A 14038-nucleotide genomic window follows, 5' to 3' on the forward strand; every position below is an offset into this window, starting at 1 on the left:
TGCGGCATGAAGGGATCCCGGAATTCGCTGGTTACGCTGCGGATTTTCCTGTCCGCGGCGCGCAGCCTCAATTTCAGCCGCAGCGCGGAAGAACTGCACCTGACCCAGAGCGCGGTGAGCAAGCACATCGGCGCGTTGGAAGATCGCCTGGGCACGGCGCTGTTCAAGCGCTTGCCCAACGGGCTGCGGCTGACGCATGCCGGCGCGCTTTACCTGGAACGGATCAGCGCCGCCGTGCGCCTGATCGACGAGGCCGACGCGCTGGTGGCGCATCCCATGTCGCGCGTGGCGCTGAACGTCGCGGTGTCTCCGTCGTTCGCGCAGTTCTGCCTGATTCCCGGGCTGGCCGAGTTCTTTGCCCTGCACCCGGAAGTGCGGGTCAACGTAAGGCCGCGCCTGCTGTACGGCCGCGATCAGGCCGAGCGCTTCGATGCCGAGATCCAGTTGCATACCGGCCACGTGGCGGGCATGTCGGCGCGATACCTGTGCGGCCGCGAGATGACGCTCGTGGCCGCGCCTTCCCTGCTGGCGCGCCATCCGGTGCGCACCGTCGAGGACCTCGACGGGGTGCCGTTGTTGAAGCGCGCGCAGCGCGGCTATAGCTGGGACGAATGGCGCGCCGACGTGGCGCCGCTCTGGGCCGGCGCGCCGGCCACGGCGCCCGAGTACGAAGGGTTTTCCGTGCTGCTGCCCGCCGTCCTCCACGGGCTGGGCGCCGCCATCGTGCCGGTGTGCATGGTCCTTTCGCACTTGGAATCGGGGCAGTTGGCGCGCCCCTTGGGCGAATCGGTCGAGGGCCGCTACGGCTATTACCTGATGCAGCCCCGTCCCAACGTGGGAGGGGCCTATGCCGACGCCTTCTGCGATTGGGTGGCGGAACGGGCCGCGGCGTTCAACGCGCAGGTGCGGGCGTATCTGGCGCGCTGAGCGGGCAGCGGTCGCCGGTATTCCACTGTGGAATGCCCCATGCGCATATGTCCTTTGCGCGGGCCGGCCGGGAGCCGCCAGAATGGCCGGACCCTAGCGACCTACTGGTTCGATCCACACCATGAACATGTCCAAGTTCCCGCGCATCGCCCGCATCCTGCCCGCGTTGGCCGTGGCCGCGCTTTTTGCCGGCGCGCCGGCGCAGGCCGAGTATCCCGACAAACCCGTGCGCCTGATCGTGCCCTATGCCACGGGAGGCAGTTCGGACGTCATCGCGCGCGGCATCAGCGATCAACTGAGCGCGGCCCTGGGCCAGCCCGTCGTGGTGGAGAACCGCGCGGGCGCGGGATCGATGATCGGCACCGCCTACGTGGCGGGCGAAGCCGCCGACGGCTACACGCTGCTGCTGGCCGACGTGCCGTTCACCATCGTGCCCGCGCTGTATGGCGACCGCGTCAAGTATGACGCGCGGAAGGGCTTCGCGCCGATCTCGCTGCTGGGCCTGTCCCCCATGTACCTGTTCGTCAATCCCCGTTTCGAGGGCAAGACGGTGCCGGCGTTGATCGCGGCCGCCAAGGACAAGCCCGGGTCCATTTCCATCGGTTCCGGCGGCAACGGTTCGCTGACGCATCTGATGGCCGAGCTGTTCATGCTGAACACGGGCAGCAGGCTCGTGCATATTCCCTATAAAGGGGCGTCGGCTTCCGTCAATGACCTGGCGGGCGGCCAGATCCAGGTGAGCTTCACCACCATGCCCACGGCCGCCGCGCTCTACCAGGGGGGCAAGATCGCGCCGATCGCCGTGTCCTCGCCGGCGCGCGAGGCCGCCACGCCCGATGTGCCGACTTTCGAGGAACTGGGCCTGCCGAAGCTGACAGTGCAAAGCTGGTGGGGCCTCATGGCGCCGGCAGGCACGCCCAAACCGGTGCTCGACAAGCTGGAAAGCGCCATGAAGACCGTCATGCAGTCCGCGCCCGTCAAGCAGCGGCTGGGCAGCGTCGGCGTGGCGGCGCCGCCTGACGCGGGCGCCGAGGCGCTGACCCGGTTGCTGAACGCCGACTTCGACCGTTGGCAGGACGTGGTCCAGCGCGCGGGCATCAAGTTCGAGTGACGCGCGGGCCCGACGTCCGCCGCCTTCCCCCAACGCGGTCGCCGCCGTCCCGACGGACGCCGGCGCCGGAACACGAGACATCCAAGATGGAACCCTGGCTTCATGCCGCCGCCCATGACGCGGCGCTGATGAGTGATTTCGAGACGGTCTGCTCCTTTGGCGGACGCATGTCCGGCAGCGGGCAGGATGACGCCGCCATGGAGTGGGCCATGGGCCGGGCGCGGCAGGCCGCGTCCACCGCGCAGTTGCTGACCGTGCCCTACGACGGCTGGCGCTGCGAGCTGGCGAGCCTTGACCTGTTGGGGGCGGCGCCGCAGCCGCTGGCCTGCCGCCCTCTGTTGCGTTCGGCGTCCACGCCGGCCGGCGGGCTGGAACTGGAGGTGGTTGACGCGGGAGCGGGCCGCCCCGACGATTTCGCCCGGCTTGGCGCGGCCGCGCGCGGCCGCGCCGTGCTCGTGCGCCACGAATACCCGTTCACCGGCGACCATGTGCATCGCCGCCGCAAGTACGACATGGCGGTGGAGGCGGGCGCCGCGGCGTTCCTGATCGCCAACAACGTGCCCGGGCAGGGCGTGCTGTCGGGTTCCTCGGGCAGGCCGCGCGGCGGCGCCGGCATCCCCGCCATGTATATCGATCATGAAGGCGGCGCGGCGCTGGCGGCGGCCTGCGCGGCCGGCGCGGCGCGTGTGCGCATCGTGGCCAGGGGCAGCGAGATCGACGATGCGCGCGCCAGTGTCGGCATCGCGGAAATCGCGGGCGGGCGCGACGGCGTGATCGTCATCAGCGCCCATATGGACGGCCATGACCTGGGCACGAGCGCGCTGGACAACGGCACGGGCGTGGCGGCGGCGTTGGCCGCGTTCCGGGCCCTGTCGGCGCGCGTCGGACCGGATACGCCCAGCCTGCGGCTCTGTTTTTTCTGCGCCGAGGAATGGGCGTTGACCGGCTCGGCGCGCTACCTGGCGGACCTTGCTCCCGCGGAGCGGGCGCGCATCAAGCTCGACATCAACCTCGATACGGTGGCCGGCGATGCGGCCTTGACCGCGCTGATCAGCGATTTCCCGGCGCTGGCGCCGGTGGTGCAGGCGGCCGCCGAAGCCAGCGGCGTGCCGGTGGCCACGTGGCTGCCGCTGATGCCGAACTCCGACCATGCCAACTTCGCGCGCCACGGCATTCCGGCGTTGCGCCTGCTGGCGGGATTCGGCAAGCCGGAGTCGCGGGTCAACAATATCCTGTCGGCGGGCGACGTGCCCGGCATCATCGAGGAAGCCGAACTGCGCCAGGCCGTGGCGGTCACTTGCGCGATGGCCGACGCGGCGCTGCGCATGAGCGACGCCCAGCTCGCATCCCTGGCGTCGAGATAAGGGCGGCGAGGGCGGGCAGCGAGCCGGGCCGGCGGACCATGCCGGCCCCGAGCGGCCTCGGCGTCAGTATTGGCCCCCGTTCATGGCGACGTTGCTTCCCGTCATGAAGGCCGCCAGGTCACTGCAGATGAAAGCGACGAGCGCGGCGATTTCCTCGGGCCTGCCCAGGCGGCCGACGGGGATCTGGGGCAGCACCTTGTCGCGCAGGACATCGGGCGCCACGGCCGCCACCATCGGGGTATCCAGATAGCCGGGCGATACCGTGTTGACGGTTATGCCCTTGCGCGCGACTTCCAGCGCCAGGGACTTGGTAAAGCCATGGATGCCGGCCTTGGCCGCGGCGTAGTTGGTCTGGCCGAACGCGCCCTTGAAGCCGTTGACCGAGGAAATGTTGACGATCCGTCCCCAGCCCCGCTCCACCATGCCGTCCAGCAAGGGCTGAGTCATGTTGAACATGGAGTCCAGATTGGTGCGCAGCACCGCGTTCCAGTCGTCGAGGGGCATCTTGCGCAGGCTGGCGTCGCGCGTGACGCCGGCATTGTTCACGAGGATGTCGATGGCATGCCCGTCGGCGGCGAGGGCGGCGGCCAGTTGCCGGCATGAGTCGTAATCGGCCACGTCCACGGGATAGGCGAGGAATTCCCTCCCCGCGGCTTTCTGCGTGTCCAGCCACGCCTGTACCTTGGGGCTGTGCCGGTGGCAGGTAAGGATGACCTTGTGGCCGGCGTCATGGAGCGCATGGGCCACGGCCTGGCCCAGCGCGCCCATGCCTCCCGTGACGAGCGCGGTGTGCTTAGCTTCCATGCCGTTCTCCCGAAGCTTGCTGCGGCTGGGCGGAGGAGGTCATTTGTTGGGCCATGGCGGTCCAGATATTCTCGGCGGGAACGTTTATCAGCGCGTTGCAGGCGCAGGCGCTATCGTGCTGCCAGGTATTCATGGCTTCGGACAGGCCCGCGGCGAGCGTGGCCTGTTCCGACAAGGCGGCGTGCGTGACGGCTTCGGCGGCGTTCAGGCGCGCCTGCCATTGGCGCTGCGCGGCTTCGCCCAGGGCGGGCGCCAGGGTTTTCCAGCTTGGCGTCTCCGGCAGGGGCGCGAACGCGGCTTGGCAGAAGTAGGCGTGTTCGTCCCAGATCCGCTGTCCCAGCTCGGCCCAGCGGGCCTGGCTTTCCTGGGCCAGCGAGGCCAGGCGCTGGCAAAAGGCGAGGTTGGCGCCCAGCATCGAGGCCGGGGCCGCGGGAGGACTGGCGGGGGCTGCTATGGCTTTCTTCATGATCCGTCCTTGCAAAGTGTGTGAAAAGGAGGGCTCTCGTTCAGGCGGACTGGCCGAGGGTCTAGCGAAAACGCAGGCTACGTCTCCAGCACATAAGTCCCGGGCGCGGGGTCCAATACCGGCAGGCCGCGGCGGGGCGCACCCATGGCGGGCGGCTTGGCATTGGCCGGCCCCGACTGGCTGTCCAGCCATTGCAGCCAGGCAGGCCACCACGAGCCTTCCTGTTGCGGCACCTGCGCCAGCCAGTCATCGGCGGTGAGACTGGTCTGGTTCGCCGGCCGGCACAGGATGCGGTAGGCGCGGCGCGGATGGCCGGGCTCGCTCACGATGCCGGCGTTGTGGCCGCCGGTGGTCAGCAGGAAGGTCAGGGGCGCGGGACTGAGGTAGTGCAGCTTGTAGACCGAACGCCACGGCGCGACGTGGTCGGTCTCGGTGCTTACCGAGAAAATGGGCAGGCGCAGGTCGCCGAGCATGACGGGCCGGCCGCCCACTTCGTAGCGGTTCTGGGCAAGATCGTTGTTCAGGAAAAGCCGGCGCAGGTATTGCCCGTGCATGCGCGCGGGCATGCGCGTGGCGTCGGCGTTCCAGGCCATGAGGTCGGACATGGGGCGGCGCCTGCCCAGCAGGTAGTCGTTGACCATGCGCGACCACAGCAGGTCGTACGAACGCAGCATCTGGAAGGCGCCCGCCATCTGGCCGGCACGCAGATAGCCGGTGCGCGCCATCTGCGCTTCCAGCATGCTGACCTGGCTTTCGTCGATGAACAGGCCCAGTTCGCCGGGTTCGCTGAAATCGGTCTGGGCGGTGAACAGCGACAGGCTGGCGAGCCGGTCGTCGCCGTCGCGCGCCATGGCGGCCGCGGCGATGGCCAGCAGCGTGCCGCCCAGGCAATAGCCGGTGGCATGCACGCGGCGGCGCGGCACGATGGCGGCCACCGTGTCCAGCGCCGCGCCGATGCCCAGGCTGAGATAGTCGTCCATGCCCAGGTCGCGGTGGGACGCGTCCGGATTCTTCCACGACACGCAGAACACCGTGTAGCCCTGGTTGACCAGGTAGCGGATGAGCGAGTTGTGCGGCGAGAGGTCCAGAATGTAGTACTTCATGATCCAGGCCGGCACCACCAGGATCGGCTCGGGATGGACGGTCTTGGTCGCGGGCTCGTATTGCAGCAATTCGATAAGGCGGTTGCGGAGCACCACCTTGCCGGGGGTGATGGCGACTTCCTTGCCCGGGCGGAAATGGTCGGCGCCCGCCGGCGGCTGGCCCGCCATTTCGCGCAGCACGTCCTCGGCGGCGTTGCGCGCGCCGCGCGCGAGGTTGGCGCCGGCTTCTTCCCACGTCTGGCGGATGACCACCGGATTGGTGAGCGGGATGTTCCCCGGGGAGAGCACGTCCAGCCACTGCCGCGCGGCGAAGGCCGCCACCTGGGCATGGTGGGGATCGACGCCGGGCACGCCGCTCGTGGCGGTCTCCCACCATTGCTGCGCGAGCAGGAATTGCTGGTGATAGACATTGAAGGGCCAGCGTTGCCAGGCGGCGTCGGCGAAGCGCCGGTCCGTGGAGGGCAAGGGGGCCGATCCGTCGCCGGCGCACTGGGCCAGCAGATACTGGCCCAGCATGCCGGCCTGGTGCAGGGCCAATTCGGTCAGGGCAAGGCGCTTGCCCGGGGCATTGGCGAGGTGCGCGGCCCAGTCCGTCCAGGCAAGCAGCCCCGCGGCGGGCGAGAAGGACGCGGTCCAGCGCGCCAGCGCCGCCTTGGCCGCCGTGTCCAGAGCCTGGGCGGTATTGTCCGGTGAGGGGGGCGCGCGCTTGCTCATCTATCTGCCACCTTTTTCGTTGCGGCGCGGGGGGGAGCGCCGCTTGATAAGCAGGATTAACTCGATTGTGCCTGGATTGCGGGCGGATTTCTTTCGCCTGCCAGATGATTATCGGCCAAAACCGACTGGGACTTCCTCGACGGAGATCAAGACCGTGGCAGATAAGCCGGCGGCCGATGGCGCCACCCTCAGTCCATCCCCAGCGCCAAATCGTCGAACAGAAGGTCGCCGCCCATCTGGCCGCCCTTCAGCATCAGTTCCAGGCCATCGGTCAGCGGGTCGTCGCTGCGGGCGATGCTGACGGCGACGCCGGGCGCGAGCACGCAGCGGAACGCCAGGCCCCACAGGCCGAGGGCCAGGGTGGCCTGGCTGGAGGTGTCGCCGCCCGCGATGCCGATGCGGCCGAGCCGCGTGCCGGCCTGGGCGCTGCCCTGCACGATCGCGGCGGCGAGCCGCGCGGTGGCGCGGGCGGTGGCGGCGGTGTGCTCGGCGGAGGGCGCCTGCGCCGGCCGGTCGGTATGCACCAGCACGTTCCGGCCCTGGGCCAGCGTGGCGACGGCCTGCCGGGCCTGTTCGGCGGCGTAGGCGGCATCCGCGAGCAGGCGTTCCACGCGCAGCGGCTGGCGCGTGTAGTGCCGGCAGGCGGCTATCTGCCGCGCCGTGACGGGCGACAGGCTGCCGGCCACCACCAGCACCGGCCCCCGGGCCGCCGGCAGCGGGGCCGGGGCGGCGCTCGCGGGTGCGTCGGGCAGGGCGCGGGCCAGCGCCTGCTGCACGCTGCTGGGGCCGACGGCCAGGACCGGCAGGCGGGAGGCGGCGCGCCAGATCAGGCGGCCGATGACGGCCAGTTGTTCGTCGTCGACCAGGTCCAGCAAGAGGGGGCCGTCGGCGGCCCCGATGGTCCGGCCGATCCAGTCCTCCACGGCGGGCGCGTCCGAGGCCTGCCGCAAGCGCGGGTAGGCGGTGTGCGGCACCGAGCGGATAGCCGGCAGCCCTTGCGCCGCGAGGTGCAGGCGGAGGTCCGCTTCGTGCATGGGCGTGACGGGATGCGCGCTCATGACCGGGTGGCGGTCGATGCGGTGGATGTCGGGGGCGGAGCCGGCGCGGGCGAACAACTGGGCGAAGCTGCAATAGCGCCCGATGCTGGGCTGCCCGCCGACGATGGGCACCAGCGGATTGGGCATGTGGCGGCGCAGTTCGCGGACGGCGGCGCCGATGCTGCCGACGTGGGGCGCGCTGTCGAAGGTGGAGCAGCATTTGTAGTGCAGCACGCGGATGCCGGCGCCGGCCAGGAAGCGGCCCACGCCGCCCAGTTCCGTCTGCATCTCGGAAGGCGCCATGGCGCGGGCCGCGCCCGCGATGCCGATGGCGTCCAGCGGGCCCGCGCGCCGCAGTTGCTCCGCGGTGGGCACGCCCAGGAACAGCAGGCTGCGCAGGCCGGCGCGGGACACCTCCGCGAGCGTGTCGGTGGCGCCGGTGAAGTCGTCGCCGTACCAGGCCACGCGCGGCGCCGAGGGGCCGCGTTCGCCGCCGTTCATGCGCGGTTTCCGAAGAACTCGATGGCGCGCCGCAGCTCGGGGGCATCGCGCGCGTAGTCGTCCAGGCTCCGCCCCTCTCGCATCGCCTGCCAGGCCTGGCGGATGCTCAGTACGCCGGCGGCCGGGCCGTCCGGGTGGGCGAGGATGCCGCCGCCGGACATGAACAGCAGATCGTCGCTGCGCACGGCCGACCAGGTGGCGGGCACGGTGCCGGCCCATTGGCCCGACGAGAAGGCGGGCATCACGGCGTCGTCGATGCCGGGCGTGAGCGGCGCCAGGCAGTCGCGCGCGGAGTCCACGACCTCTCGGTCGTCCTGCGAGAACTTGCCCTGCAGGCCGTGCACGTGCATGTGGTCCACGCCCGCCAGCCGCCACAGCGTCTGGTAGGCCTGGAATCCCACGCCCAGCATGGGGTGGCGCGACAGCGCGCCGTAGCCGTTGCGATGGCCGTGCAGCGCCAGCGGCGTGCCGCGCCGCAGGGTCTGGATGGCCGAGTAGCCGCAGTGGTTCAGGCTGGCCATGACGCAGGTGCCTTCCTCGCGTTCGACCAGATCGGCGTGGCGGCGCATGGCGTCGGTTTCGTCGCTGATGTTGAACGCCACCATGACCTGGCGGCCGGTGCGCTCGCGGTGCGCGCGGACGACGGCCATGACGGCCGCCACGCGCTGCGCCAGCGGCGCGTGGGACGGGTTGGCGCAGACCTCGTCGTCCTTGATGAAGTCGACGCCCGCGGCGCAAAGCTGGGCCGCCAGGTGCGCGGTCTGCTCGGGCGACAGGCCCACGTTCGGCTTGATGATGGTGCCCACCAGGGGGCCGCTGGCTACGCCCGTCAGCTCGCGGGTGCCGGCGATGCCGGCGCGGGGCATGTCGAACTGGGCTCGGTAGTTCGCCGGCAGTTCCAGGCTTTCCAGGCGCAGGCCGGTGACTTCTCCCAGGTCGTACAGGTTGCCGCCGACGGTGGCCGCCAGCGTCGGCAGGTTGGCGCCGACGTTGGCGACGGGAAAGGCGATGCGCACGCGGGCGCGCCGGTACTCCGCCGGCATGCCGCCCGGCTGGCGCGCCAGCCACGCGTTGGGCAGGCTGGGGGCGGCGGCGGGCTCCAGCATGTCGATGGATTCAACGCGCGCGCGGGCGCGGGCGCGCAGTTCGTCGGTTTCGCCCTGGACCCGCGTGAAGGTGCCGCAGGATTGCTCGCCGGCCATGACCTCGGCCACCCGGGCGGGGTCCAGCGGGGTTTCGATCAGGTACGTGGCGGTAAACGATTGGGAATTCATGGTGGCGGTATGCGGCGGTGGCGAAGGGGATGCGTCAGAGTCGGCTCAGGTCGGGGAAGGGACGGACGGGATCCTTGCCGTCCCAGTCGCGGGCGCTGTCCCGGATCAGGTCGAACATGCGGCCCTTGGGGCCGGCCACTTCGGACAGCTCGATCACGGTGCCGGGGTGGTATTCGGTGTCGAAATAGATGAAGCGGCCCTTTTCGCCCACTTCGCCGCTCATCTTGGGCTTGAAGCCCTGCGCCAGCAGGCGCTCCAGGTCGGCGTCGTAGTCTTCGGTCCAGTAGGCCACGTGCTGCAGGCCGGTGCGGCCGGCTTGCAGGAAGTCGCGGTACATGGAGGGCACGTCGTTGCGCGTCTGGATCAGCTCGACCTGCACGAAGCCGGAGTTGGCCAGCGCGACCGAGTTGTGGGGTTCATGGCTGGCGCCGTCGTAGCGGTAGTTCACGATGGGCACGCGCGGGTTGTAGTACCAGGGGCCCACGCCGAGCGTGGTGCTCCAGTAGTCCATGGCGGCTTCGATGTCGTGGACCACATAACCGAGTTGGCGGATTTCGCCCAGGAAACGACTCATGATGGATCTTCGCAGGAGTAGGGTTGGAGAGTGCCGGGAAAGCGCGGCCCGCGTCCGGGCCGCGGGCTTTACAGGAAACCGATGGAGAACCAGGGGAAGGCCGCGACGATGACCAGGCCCACCAGCAGGGCGGCGATATAGCCCCAGATCGGGCCGATCCCTTCGTTGGGATCGACGCGGCTGATGGCGCAGGCGCCGTAGTAGCCCACGCCGAAGGGCGGCGCGAAGAGGCCGATGCCCATCGAGAAGATCACGACCATGGCGTAGTGCACCTCGTGCACGCCGGCCTGCGCCGCGATCGGGAACAGCAGCGGGCCGAACAGCACGATGGCGGGAATGCCTTCCAGCACGCTGCCCAGGATGATGAAGGCCACGATGGACACGGCCAGGAAACCGTAGGCGCCGCCGGGCATGCCGGCCATCAGGCGCGCCAGGTCGCCCGAGAATCCCGATTGGGTCAGGGCCCAGGCCATGGCCGTGGCGCAGCCCACGATCAGCATGATGGCGCCCGACAGCGAGGCGGTCTCGATCAGCATGGGCCGAAGCCGCGCCCAATCGAAACGCCGGTAGACCAGCAGGCCGACGATGGCGGAATACACGATGCCGATGGTGGACACCTCGGTGGCGGTCGCCACGCCTTCGACCACCGCGGCGCGGATCACGAAGGGCAGGGCCACGGCGGGCAGCGCGATCGCGAAGTAGCGGCCGATCTCCTTCAGGGTGAAGCGCTGCGCCAGGCTCAGGTCTTCCTTGCGGTAGCGCCACCACACCACCGAGCACAGCGCCAGGCCCAGCACCACGGCCGGCAGCAGGCCGCCGGTGAACAGCGCGGCGATGGACACGCCCGTCACCGAACCGATGGTGATCAGCACGATGGACGGAGGAATGGTCTCGGTCTGCGCGCCGGTGGCCGACAGCAGGGCCACCAGGTCGCCCGGCTTGGCGCCGCGCTTCTGCATTTCCGGGAAGAGCACGGGCGCGATGGCGGCCATGTCGGCGATCTTGGAGCCCGAAATGCCGGACACCAGGTACATGGCGCCGATCAGCACGTAGGATAGTCCGCCGCGCACGTGGCCCAGCAGGCTGGCCAGGAACTGGATCATGGCGCGCGCCATGCCGGTCATTTCGATGAGCGATCCCAGGAAGATGAACAGCGGCACGGCCAGCAGCATCAGGTGGGACATGCCTTCGTCCAGCCGGCCCACCATCACCAGCATGGGGGTGTTGGTGGTCAGGGCCAGGTAGGAGAACGTGGCCAGCGCGAACGAAAACGCGATCGGCACGCCGGCGAAGACCGTGGCCGCGACGATGCCGACGAAGAAGACCAGCAGGTTCAGCTTGCCCAGCGTGGAGAACAGCGGCTGCGCCAGCCAGAACAGCGCGACGACGGCCGCGGCGCCCGCCAGCGCCGCCAGCATCTGGGGCAGGGTCTGCGTGCGCACCAGGCGCAGCAGGGCGACGACCGCCATCAGCCCCATGCCGACGGGGATGGCGGCGGCGCGCCAGGCGTTGCTCAGCTCCAGCGCGGGCGTGATGATGAAGTGTTCTTCATGCGCGTATTCGGCGGCGGGCGCGAGGATCAGCGCCAGGAAGGCCAGCGACGCGGCCATGGCGGCCGTTTCCAGTTGCGCGCGGCGCGCCGGGCCGACGTTGTTGACCAGCGCCGTCATGCGCATGTGCTCGCCGCGCCGCAACGCGACCACGGCGCCCAGCATGGACAGCCACAGGAACAGGATGGACGCGAGTTCGTCGGACCAGACCAGCGGGCTGTGGAACGCGTAGCGCGCCACCACGCCCGCGAACAGCACGGCGATCTCGACCAGCACGATGGCCGCGGCCGCGTGCTCGACCACGCAGCCCAGCAGCCCGTCCAGCGCGCCGGCGGCCCGGCGCAAGGGATGGGCCGGCAGCAGGGGCGGCGCGGCGTGGGGGGCGGACAGGGAAGACATGGCGCGACCTCAGGCCAGCTTGCCGACGGCCTGCTCCAGCAGGGTCCAGGCCTCGTTGCCGAAGCGGCCCTGCCATTCCTTGTAGAAACCGGCGCTGCGCAACTGTTCGCGGAAGCTGTCGGCGGACGGCTGGTTGAACAGCAGGCCCTTGCCTTCCAGGTCCGACTGCACCGAGGCGTTGAGCTTCTTGATGTCTTCGCGCTGCGCCAGGCCGGCTTCGTTGATGCCGCGCGCCACGACCGTCTTCAGGTCTTCCGGCAGGCCTTCCCACATGCGGCCGTTGGCGATGAACCAGTAGCCGTCCCAGATGTGGTTGGTGAGCGAGCAGTACTTCTGCACTTCGTACAGCTTGGCCACCTGGATGATGGGCAGCGGGTTTTCCTGCGCGTCCACCACCTTGGTCTGCAGCGACGAATACACCTCGCTGAACTGCAGGCTGGCCGGGGCGGCGCCCAGGCCCTTGAACATGGAGATGGGCAGGGAACTCACCGGCACGCGGATCTTCAGGCCCTCCATATCCGCGGCCGTCTTGACCGGGGCCTTGCTGCTGGTGGTCTGGCGAAAGCCGTTGTCCCACATTTTTTCGAAGGCATAGAGCCGGCGCTGCGCGATGGCGGCGCGCACGTGCGCGCCCAGCGCGCCGTCCATGGCGCTCCAGACCTGGTTGTAGTCCTTGAAGGCGAAGCCGACGGCGTTGATCGCCGCGACCGGCACCAGGGTCGCGATCACCAGCGCCGAAGGCGTGAAGAAGTCGATGCCGCCCGAGCGCACCTGCGCCAACATGTCGGTGTCCCCGCCCAACTGGTTGTTCGGGAAGATCTTGATGTCCACGCGCCCGTTGCTTTCCTTTAGGATGCGTTCGGCGGCTTCCTGGGCGCGGATGTTCAGCGGATGGGTGACGGGCAGGTTGTTGCCGTACTTGAGCGTGTAGTCGGCCGCGCGGGCGACCAGCGGAAAGCCGCCGGTCAGGGCAAGGGCGGGAACCGCGGCAAGGCGGCGCAGGGCACTGCGGCGTGTCAGCAGCTTCATGGTTGTCTCCATAATCATGGTTATGATGTTTTTTGATGTTCCGCAAAAGCGCCAATCCCATGCGGCAGACTGGACAATAGTGAATAGGCGCTATCATCGTCAAACTTCATTCATGATGGTTTTTGATGTGAATCGAACTCCTTCCGAACGCAAGCTGGCGCGCCTGGCGGACGTGGCGGCGCGGGCCGGCGTCTCCACCGCCACGGCCGACCGCGTGCTGAACCGCCGTCCCGGGGTGCGGGCCAGCACCGCGCAAAAGGTCTTCCGGGCCGCCATCGAACTGGACTACCTGCCCGAGCAGGAAATCCGCTCGGCCGCCGCGTCCGAACCGATGCGGCTGGTGTTCCTGCTGCCGCGGGGCAGCAACCGCTATCTGCGCATGCTGGGCGATACCGTCGGCTACGCGCAGGAGCACTTCGCGCCCTTGAACGCCAAGTGCCAGGTCGAGTACGTGGAAAGCTTCAACCCCGACGCGCTGGCGCAGGCGCTGGCCAAGCACGGCAGGCGCGCGGACGGCATCGCGTTCATGGCGCTGGAGCATCCGGCGGTGCGCGAAGCCGTCAATACGCTCGCGCAGCGGGGCGTGCCGGCGGTGACGCTGATTTCCGACATCGCCAACAGCGCGCGCGCGGCCTACGTGGGCCTGGACAACCGCGCCGCCGGCCGCACCGCCGGATACCTGATCGCGCGCTTCATCGGTTCGCGGGCGGCGCACGTGGCGCTGATCGCCGGGTCGCGCCACTACCGGGCGCACGAGGAACGCGAAGGCGGCTTCCTGCAGTTGTACGCGGAACAGTTCCAGGCCATGCAGGTGGTGGACCTGCGCGAAGGCTACGACGACGCGCAGCGGAACTATGAGCAGACGCGGCAGTTGCTCGAGCAATATCCGCAACTGGCCGGCATCTACAACATCGGCGGCGCGTCCGACGGCGTGGCGCGCGCGCTGAAAGAGGCGGGCCTGCAGCACCGCGTCGTCTTCATCGGCCACGGCCTGACGCCCGACACCCGTTCGCTGCTGATCGACGGGACCATGGACGCGGTCATCACGCAAAGCCCGATGGAGGCCCTGATGAGCTGCGTGCGCATTTTCGGCAACCTGCGCGACAAGCGCAGCGCGATGAACGGCGTGGAACTGGCCCGCAGTCAGGTGATCTTCCGCGAGAACCTGCCGTAGGCCGGGTGCCG

At 69.5% G+C, this 14038-nt stretch carries 12 protein-coding genes; 4 read left to right on the forward strand and 8 right to left on the reverse strand.

All coding sequences use genetic code 11. From position 1 onward, the window contains the following. The first annotated feature begins 6 nt into the window (after positions 1 to 6). From AVE30378_RS17555 to AVE30378_RS17565, 3 genes are all read left to right on the forward strand, one after another. A complete protein-coding gene (locus tag AVE30378_RS17555; RefSeq protein WP_129242153.1) occupies positions 7 to 927 on the forward strand; it encodes a LysR substrate-binding domain-containing protein in 921 nt (306 codons plus the stop codon). A gap of 121 nt (positions 928 to 1048) precedes the next feature. Next, positions 1049 to 2038, forward strand: a complete 990-nt coding sequence (locus tag AVE30378_RS17560; protein WP_129242154.1) for a Bug family tripartite tricarboxylate transporter substrate binding protein — start codon at positions 1049 to 1051, stop codon at positions 2036 to 2038. 86 nt (positions 2039 to 2124) lie between these two features. Then, positions 2125 to 3402: a M28 family peptidase gene (locus AVE30378_RS17565; RefSeq protein WP_129242155.1), complete on the forward strand. Its 1278-nt coding sequence runs from the start codon at positions 2125 to 2127 to the stop codon at positions 3400 to 3402. A 63-nt stretch (positions 3403 to 3465) separates the two neighbouring features. Here AVE30378_RS17565 and phbB read toward each other — a convergent pair whose 3' ends face one another. The 8 genes from phbB to AVE30378_RS17605 all read right to left on the reverse strand — a co-directional run bounded on the left by phbB (position 3466) and on the right by AVE30378_RS17605 (position 12853). Further along, complete coding sequence (phbB, locus tag AVE30378_RS17570; protein ID WP_129242156.1) at positions 3466 to 4206, reverse strand: acetoacetyl-CoA reductase; 741 nt, start codon at positions 4204 to 4206, stop codon at positions 3466 to 3468. Next, the gene (locus tag AVE30378_RS17575) at positions 4196 to 4672 is read right to left on the reverse strand and encodes a hypothetical protein (RefSeq protein WP_129242157.1); all 477 of its coding nucleotides are present in this window, start codon (positions 4670 to 4672) and stop codon (positions 4196 to 4198) included. Before AVE30378_RS17575 ends, phbB begins: the two co-directional genes overlap by 11 nt. 77 nt (positions 4673 to 4749) lie before the next feature. Beyond that, positions 4750 to 6489, reverse strand: coding sequence for a PHA/PHB synthase family protein (locus AVE30378_RS17580; protein ID WP_129242158.1), 1740 nt, complete (start codon positions 6487 to 6489; stop codon positions 4750 to 4752). Positions 6490 to 6677: 188 nt separating this feature from the next. Then, positions 6678 to 8027 carry a four-carbon acid sugar kinase family protein gene (locus AVE30378_RS17585; protein ID WP_129242159.1) on the reverse strand — a complete coding sequence of 450 codons (1350 nt, stop codon included), beginning with the start codon at positions 8025 to 8027 and terminating at the stop codon, positions 6678 to 6680. After that, a complete protein-coding gene (locus tag AVE30378_RS17590) occupies positions 8024 to 9301 on the reverse strand; it encodes a ribulose-bisphosphate carboxylase large subunit family protein (RefSeq protein ID WP_129242160.1) in 1278 nt (425 codons plus the stop codon). The genes AVE30378_RS17585 and AVE30378_RS17590 overlap by 4 nt, the downstream gene beginning before the upstream one ends. Before the next feature lie 34 nt (positions 9302 to 9335). After that, positions 9336 to 9875: a VOC family protein gene (locus AVE30378_RS17595; RefSeq protein WP_129242161.1), complete on the reverse strand. Its 540-nt coding sequence runs from the start codon at positions 9873 to 9875 to the stop codon at positions 9336 to 9338. A gap of 68 nt (positions 9876 to 9943) precedes the next feature. After that, complete coding sequence (locus AVE30378_RS17600) at positions 9944 to 11824, reverse strand: TRAP transporter large permease (RefSeq protein ID WP_129242162.1); 1881 nt, start codon at positions 11822 to 11824, stop codon at positions 9944 to 9946. Positions 11825 to 11833: 9 nt separating this feature from the next. Continuing rightward, positions 11834 to 12853, reverse strand: coding sequence for a TRAP transporter substrate-binding protein (locus AVE30378_RS17605; protein WP_129242163.1), 1020 nt, complete (start codon positions 12851 to 12853; stop codon positions 11834 to 11836). Between the two features lie 112 nt (positions 12854 to 12965). Between AVE30378_RS17605 and AVE30378_RS17610 the strand changes: the two genes are divergently transcribed. Further along, positions 12966 to 14027: a LacI family DNA-binding transcriptional regulator gene (locus AVE30378_RS17610; protein WP_129242164.1), complete on the forward strand. Its 1062-nt coding sequence runs from the start codon at positions 12966 to 12968 to the stop codon at positions 14025 to 14027. The last annotated feature ends 11 nt before the right edge of the window (positions 14028 to 14038 follow it).

The sequence above is a fragment of the Achromobacter veterisilvae genome (assembly GCF_900496975.1).
Lineage (GTDB): Bacteria > Pseudomonadota > Gammaproteobacteria > Burkholderiales > Burkholderiaceae_B > Achromobacter > Achromobacter veterisilvae.

Excerpts from the sequence above, each read along its gene's own strand:
- AVE30378_RS17555 (WP_129242153.1), top strand. The coding sequence starts at position 7 with ATGAAGGGATCCCGGAATTCGCTGGTTACGCTGCGGATTTTCCTGTCC.
- AVE30378_RS17560 (WP_129242154.1), top strand. The coding sequence starts at position 1,049 with ATGAACATGTCCAAGTTCCCGCGCATCGCCCGCATCCTGCCCGCGTTG.
- AVE30378_RS17565 (WP_129242155.1), top strand. The coding sequence starts at position 2,125 with ATGGAACCCTGGCTTCATGCCGCCGCCCATGACGCGGCGCTGATGAGT.
- phbB (WP_129242156.1), bottom strand. The coding sequence starts at position 4,206 with ATGGAAGCTAAGCACACCGCGCTCGTCACGGGAGGCATGGGCGCGCTG.
- AVE30378_RS17575 (WP_129242157.1), bottom strand. The coding sequence starts at position 4,672 with ATGAAGAAAGCCATAGCAGCCCCCGCCAGTCCTCCCGCGGCCCCGGCC.
- AVE30378_RS17580 (WP_129242158.1), bottom strand. The coding sequence starts at position 6,489 with ATGAGCAAGCGCGCGCCCCCCTCACCGGACAATACCGCCCAGGCTCTG.
- AVE30378_RS17585 (WP_129242159.1), bottom strand. The coding sequence starts at position 8,027 with ATGAACGGCGGCGAACGCGGCCCCTCGGCGCCGCGCGTGGCCTGGTAC.
- AVE30378_RS17590 (WP_129242160.1), bottom strand. The coding sequence starts at position 9,301 with ATGAATTCCCAATCGTTTACCGCCACGTACCTGATCGAAACCCCGCTG.
- AVE30378_RS17595 (WP_129242161.1), bottom strand. The coding sequence starts at position 9,875 with ATGAGTCGTTTCCTGGGCGAAATCCGCCAACTCGGTTATGTGGTCCAC.
- AVE30378_RS17600 (WP_129242162.1), bottom strand. The coding sequence starts at position 11,824 with ATGTCTTCCCTGTCCGCCCCCCACGCCGCGCCGCCCCTGCTGCCGGCC.
- AVE30378_RS17605 (WP_129242163.1), bottom strand. The coding sequence starts at position 12,853 with ATGAAGCTGCTGACACGCCGCAGTGCCCTGCGCCGCCTTGCCGCGGTT.
- AVE30378_RS17610 (WP_129242164.1), top strand. The coding sequence starts at position 12,966 with ATGATGGTTTTTGATGTGAATCGAACTCCTTCCGAACGCAAGCTGGCG.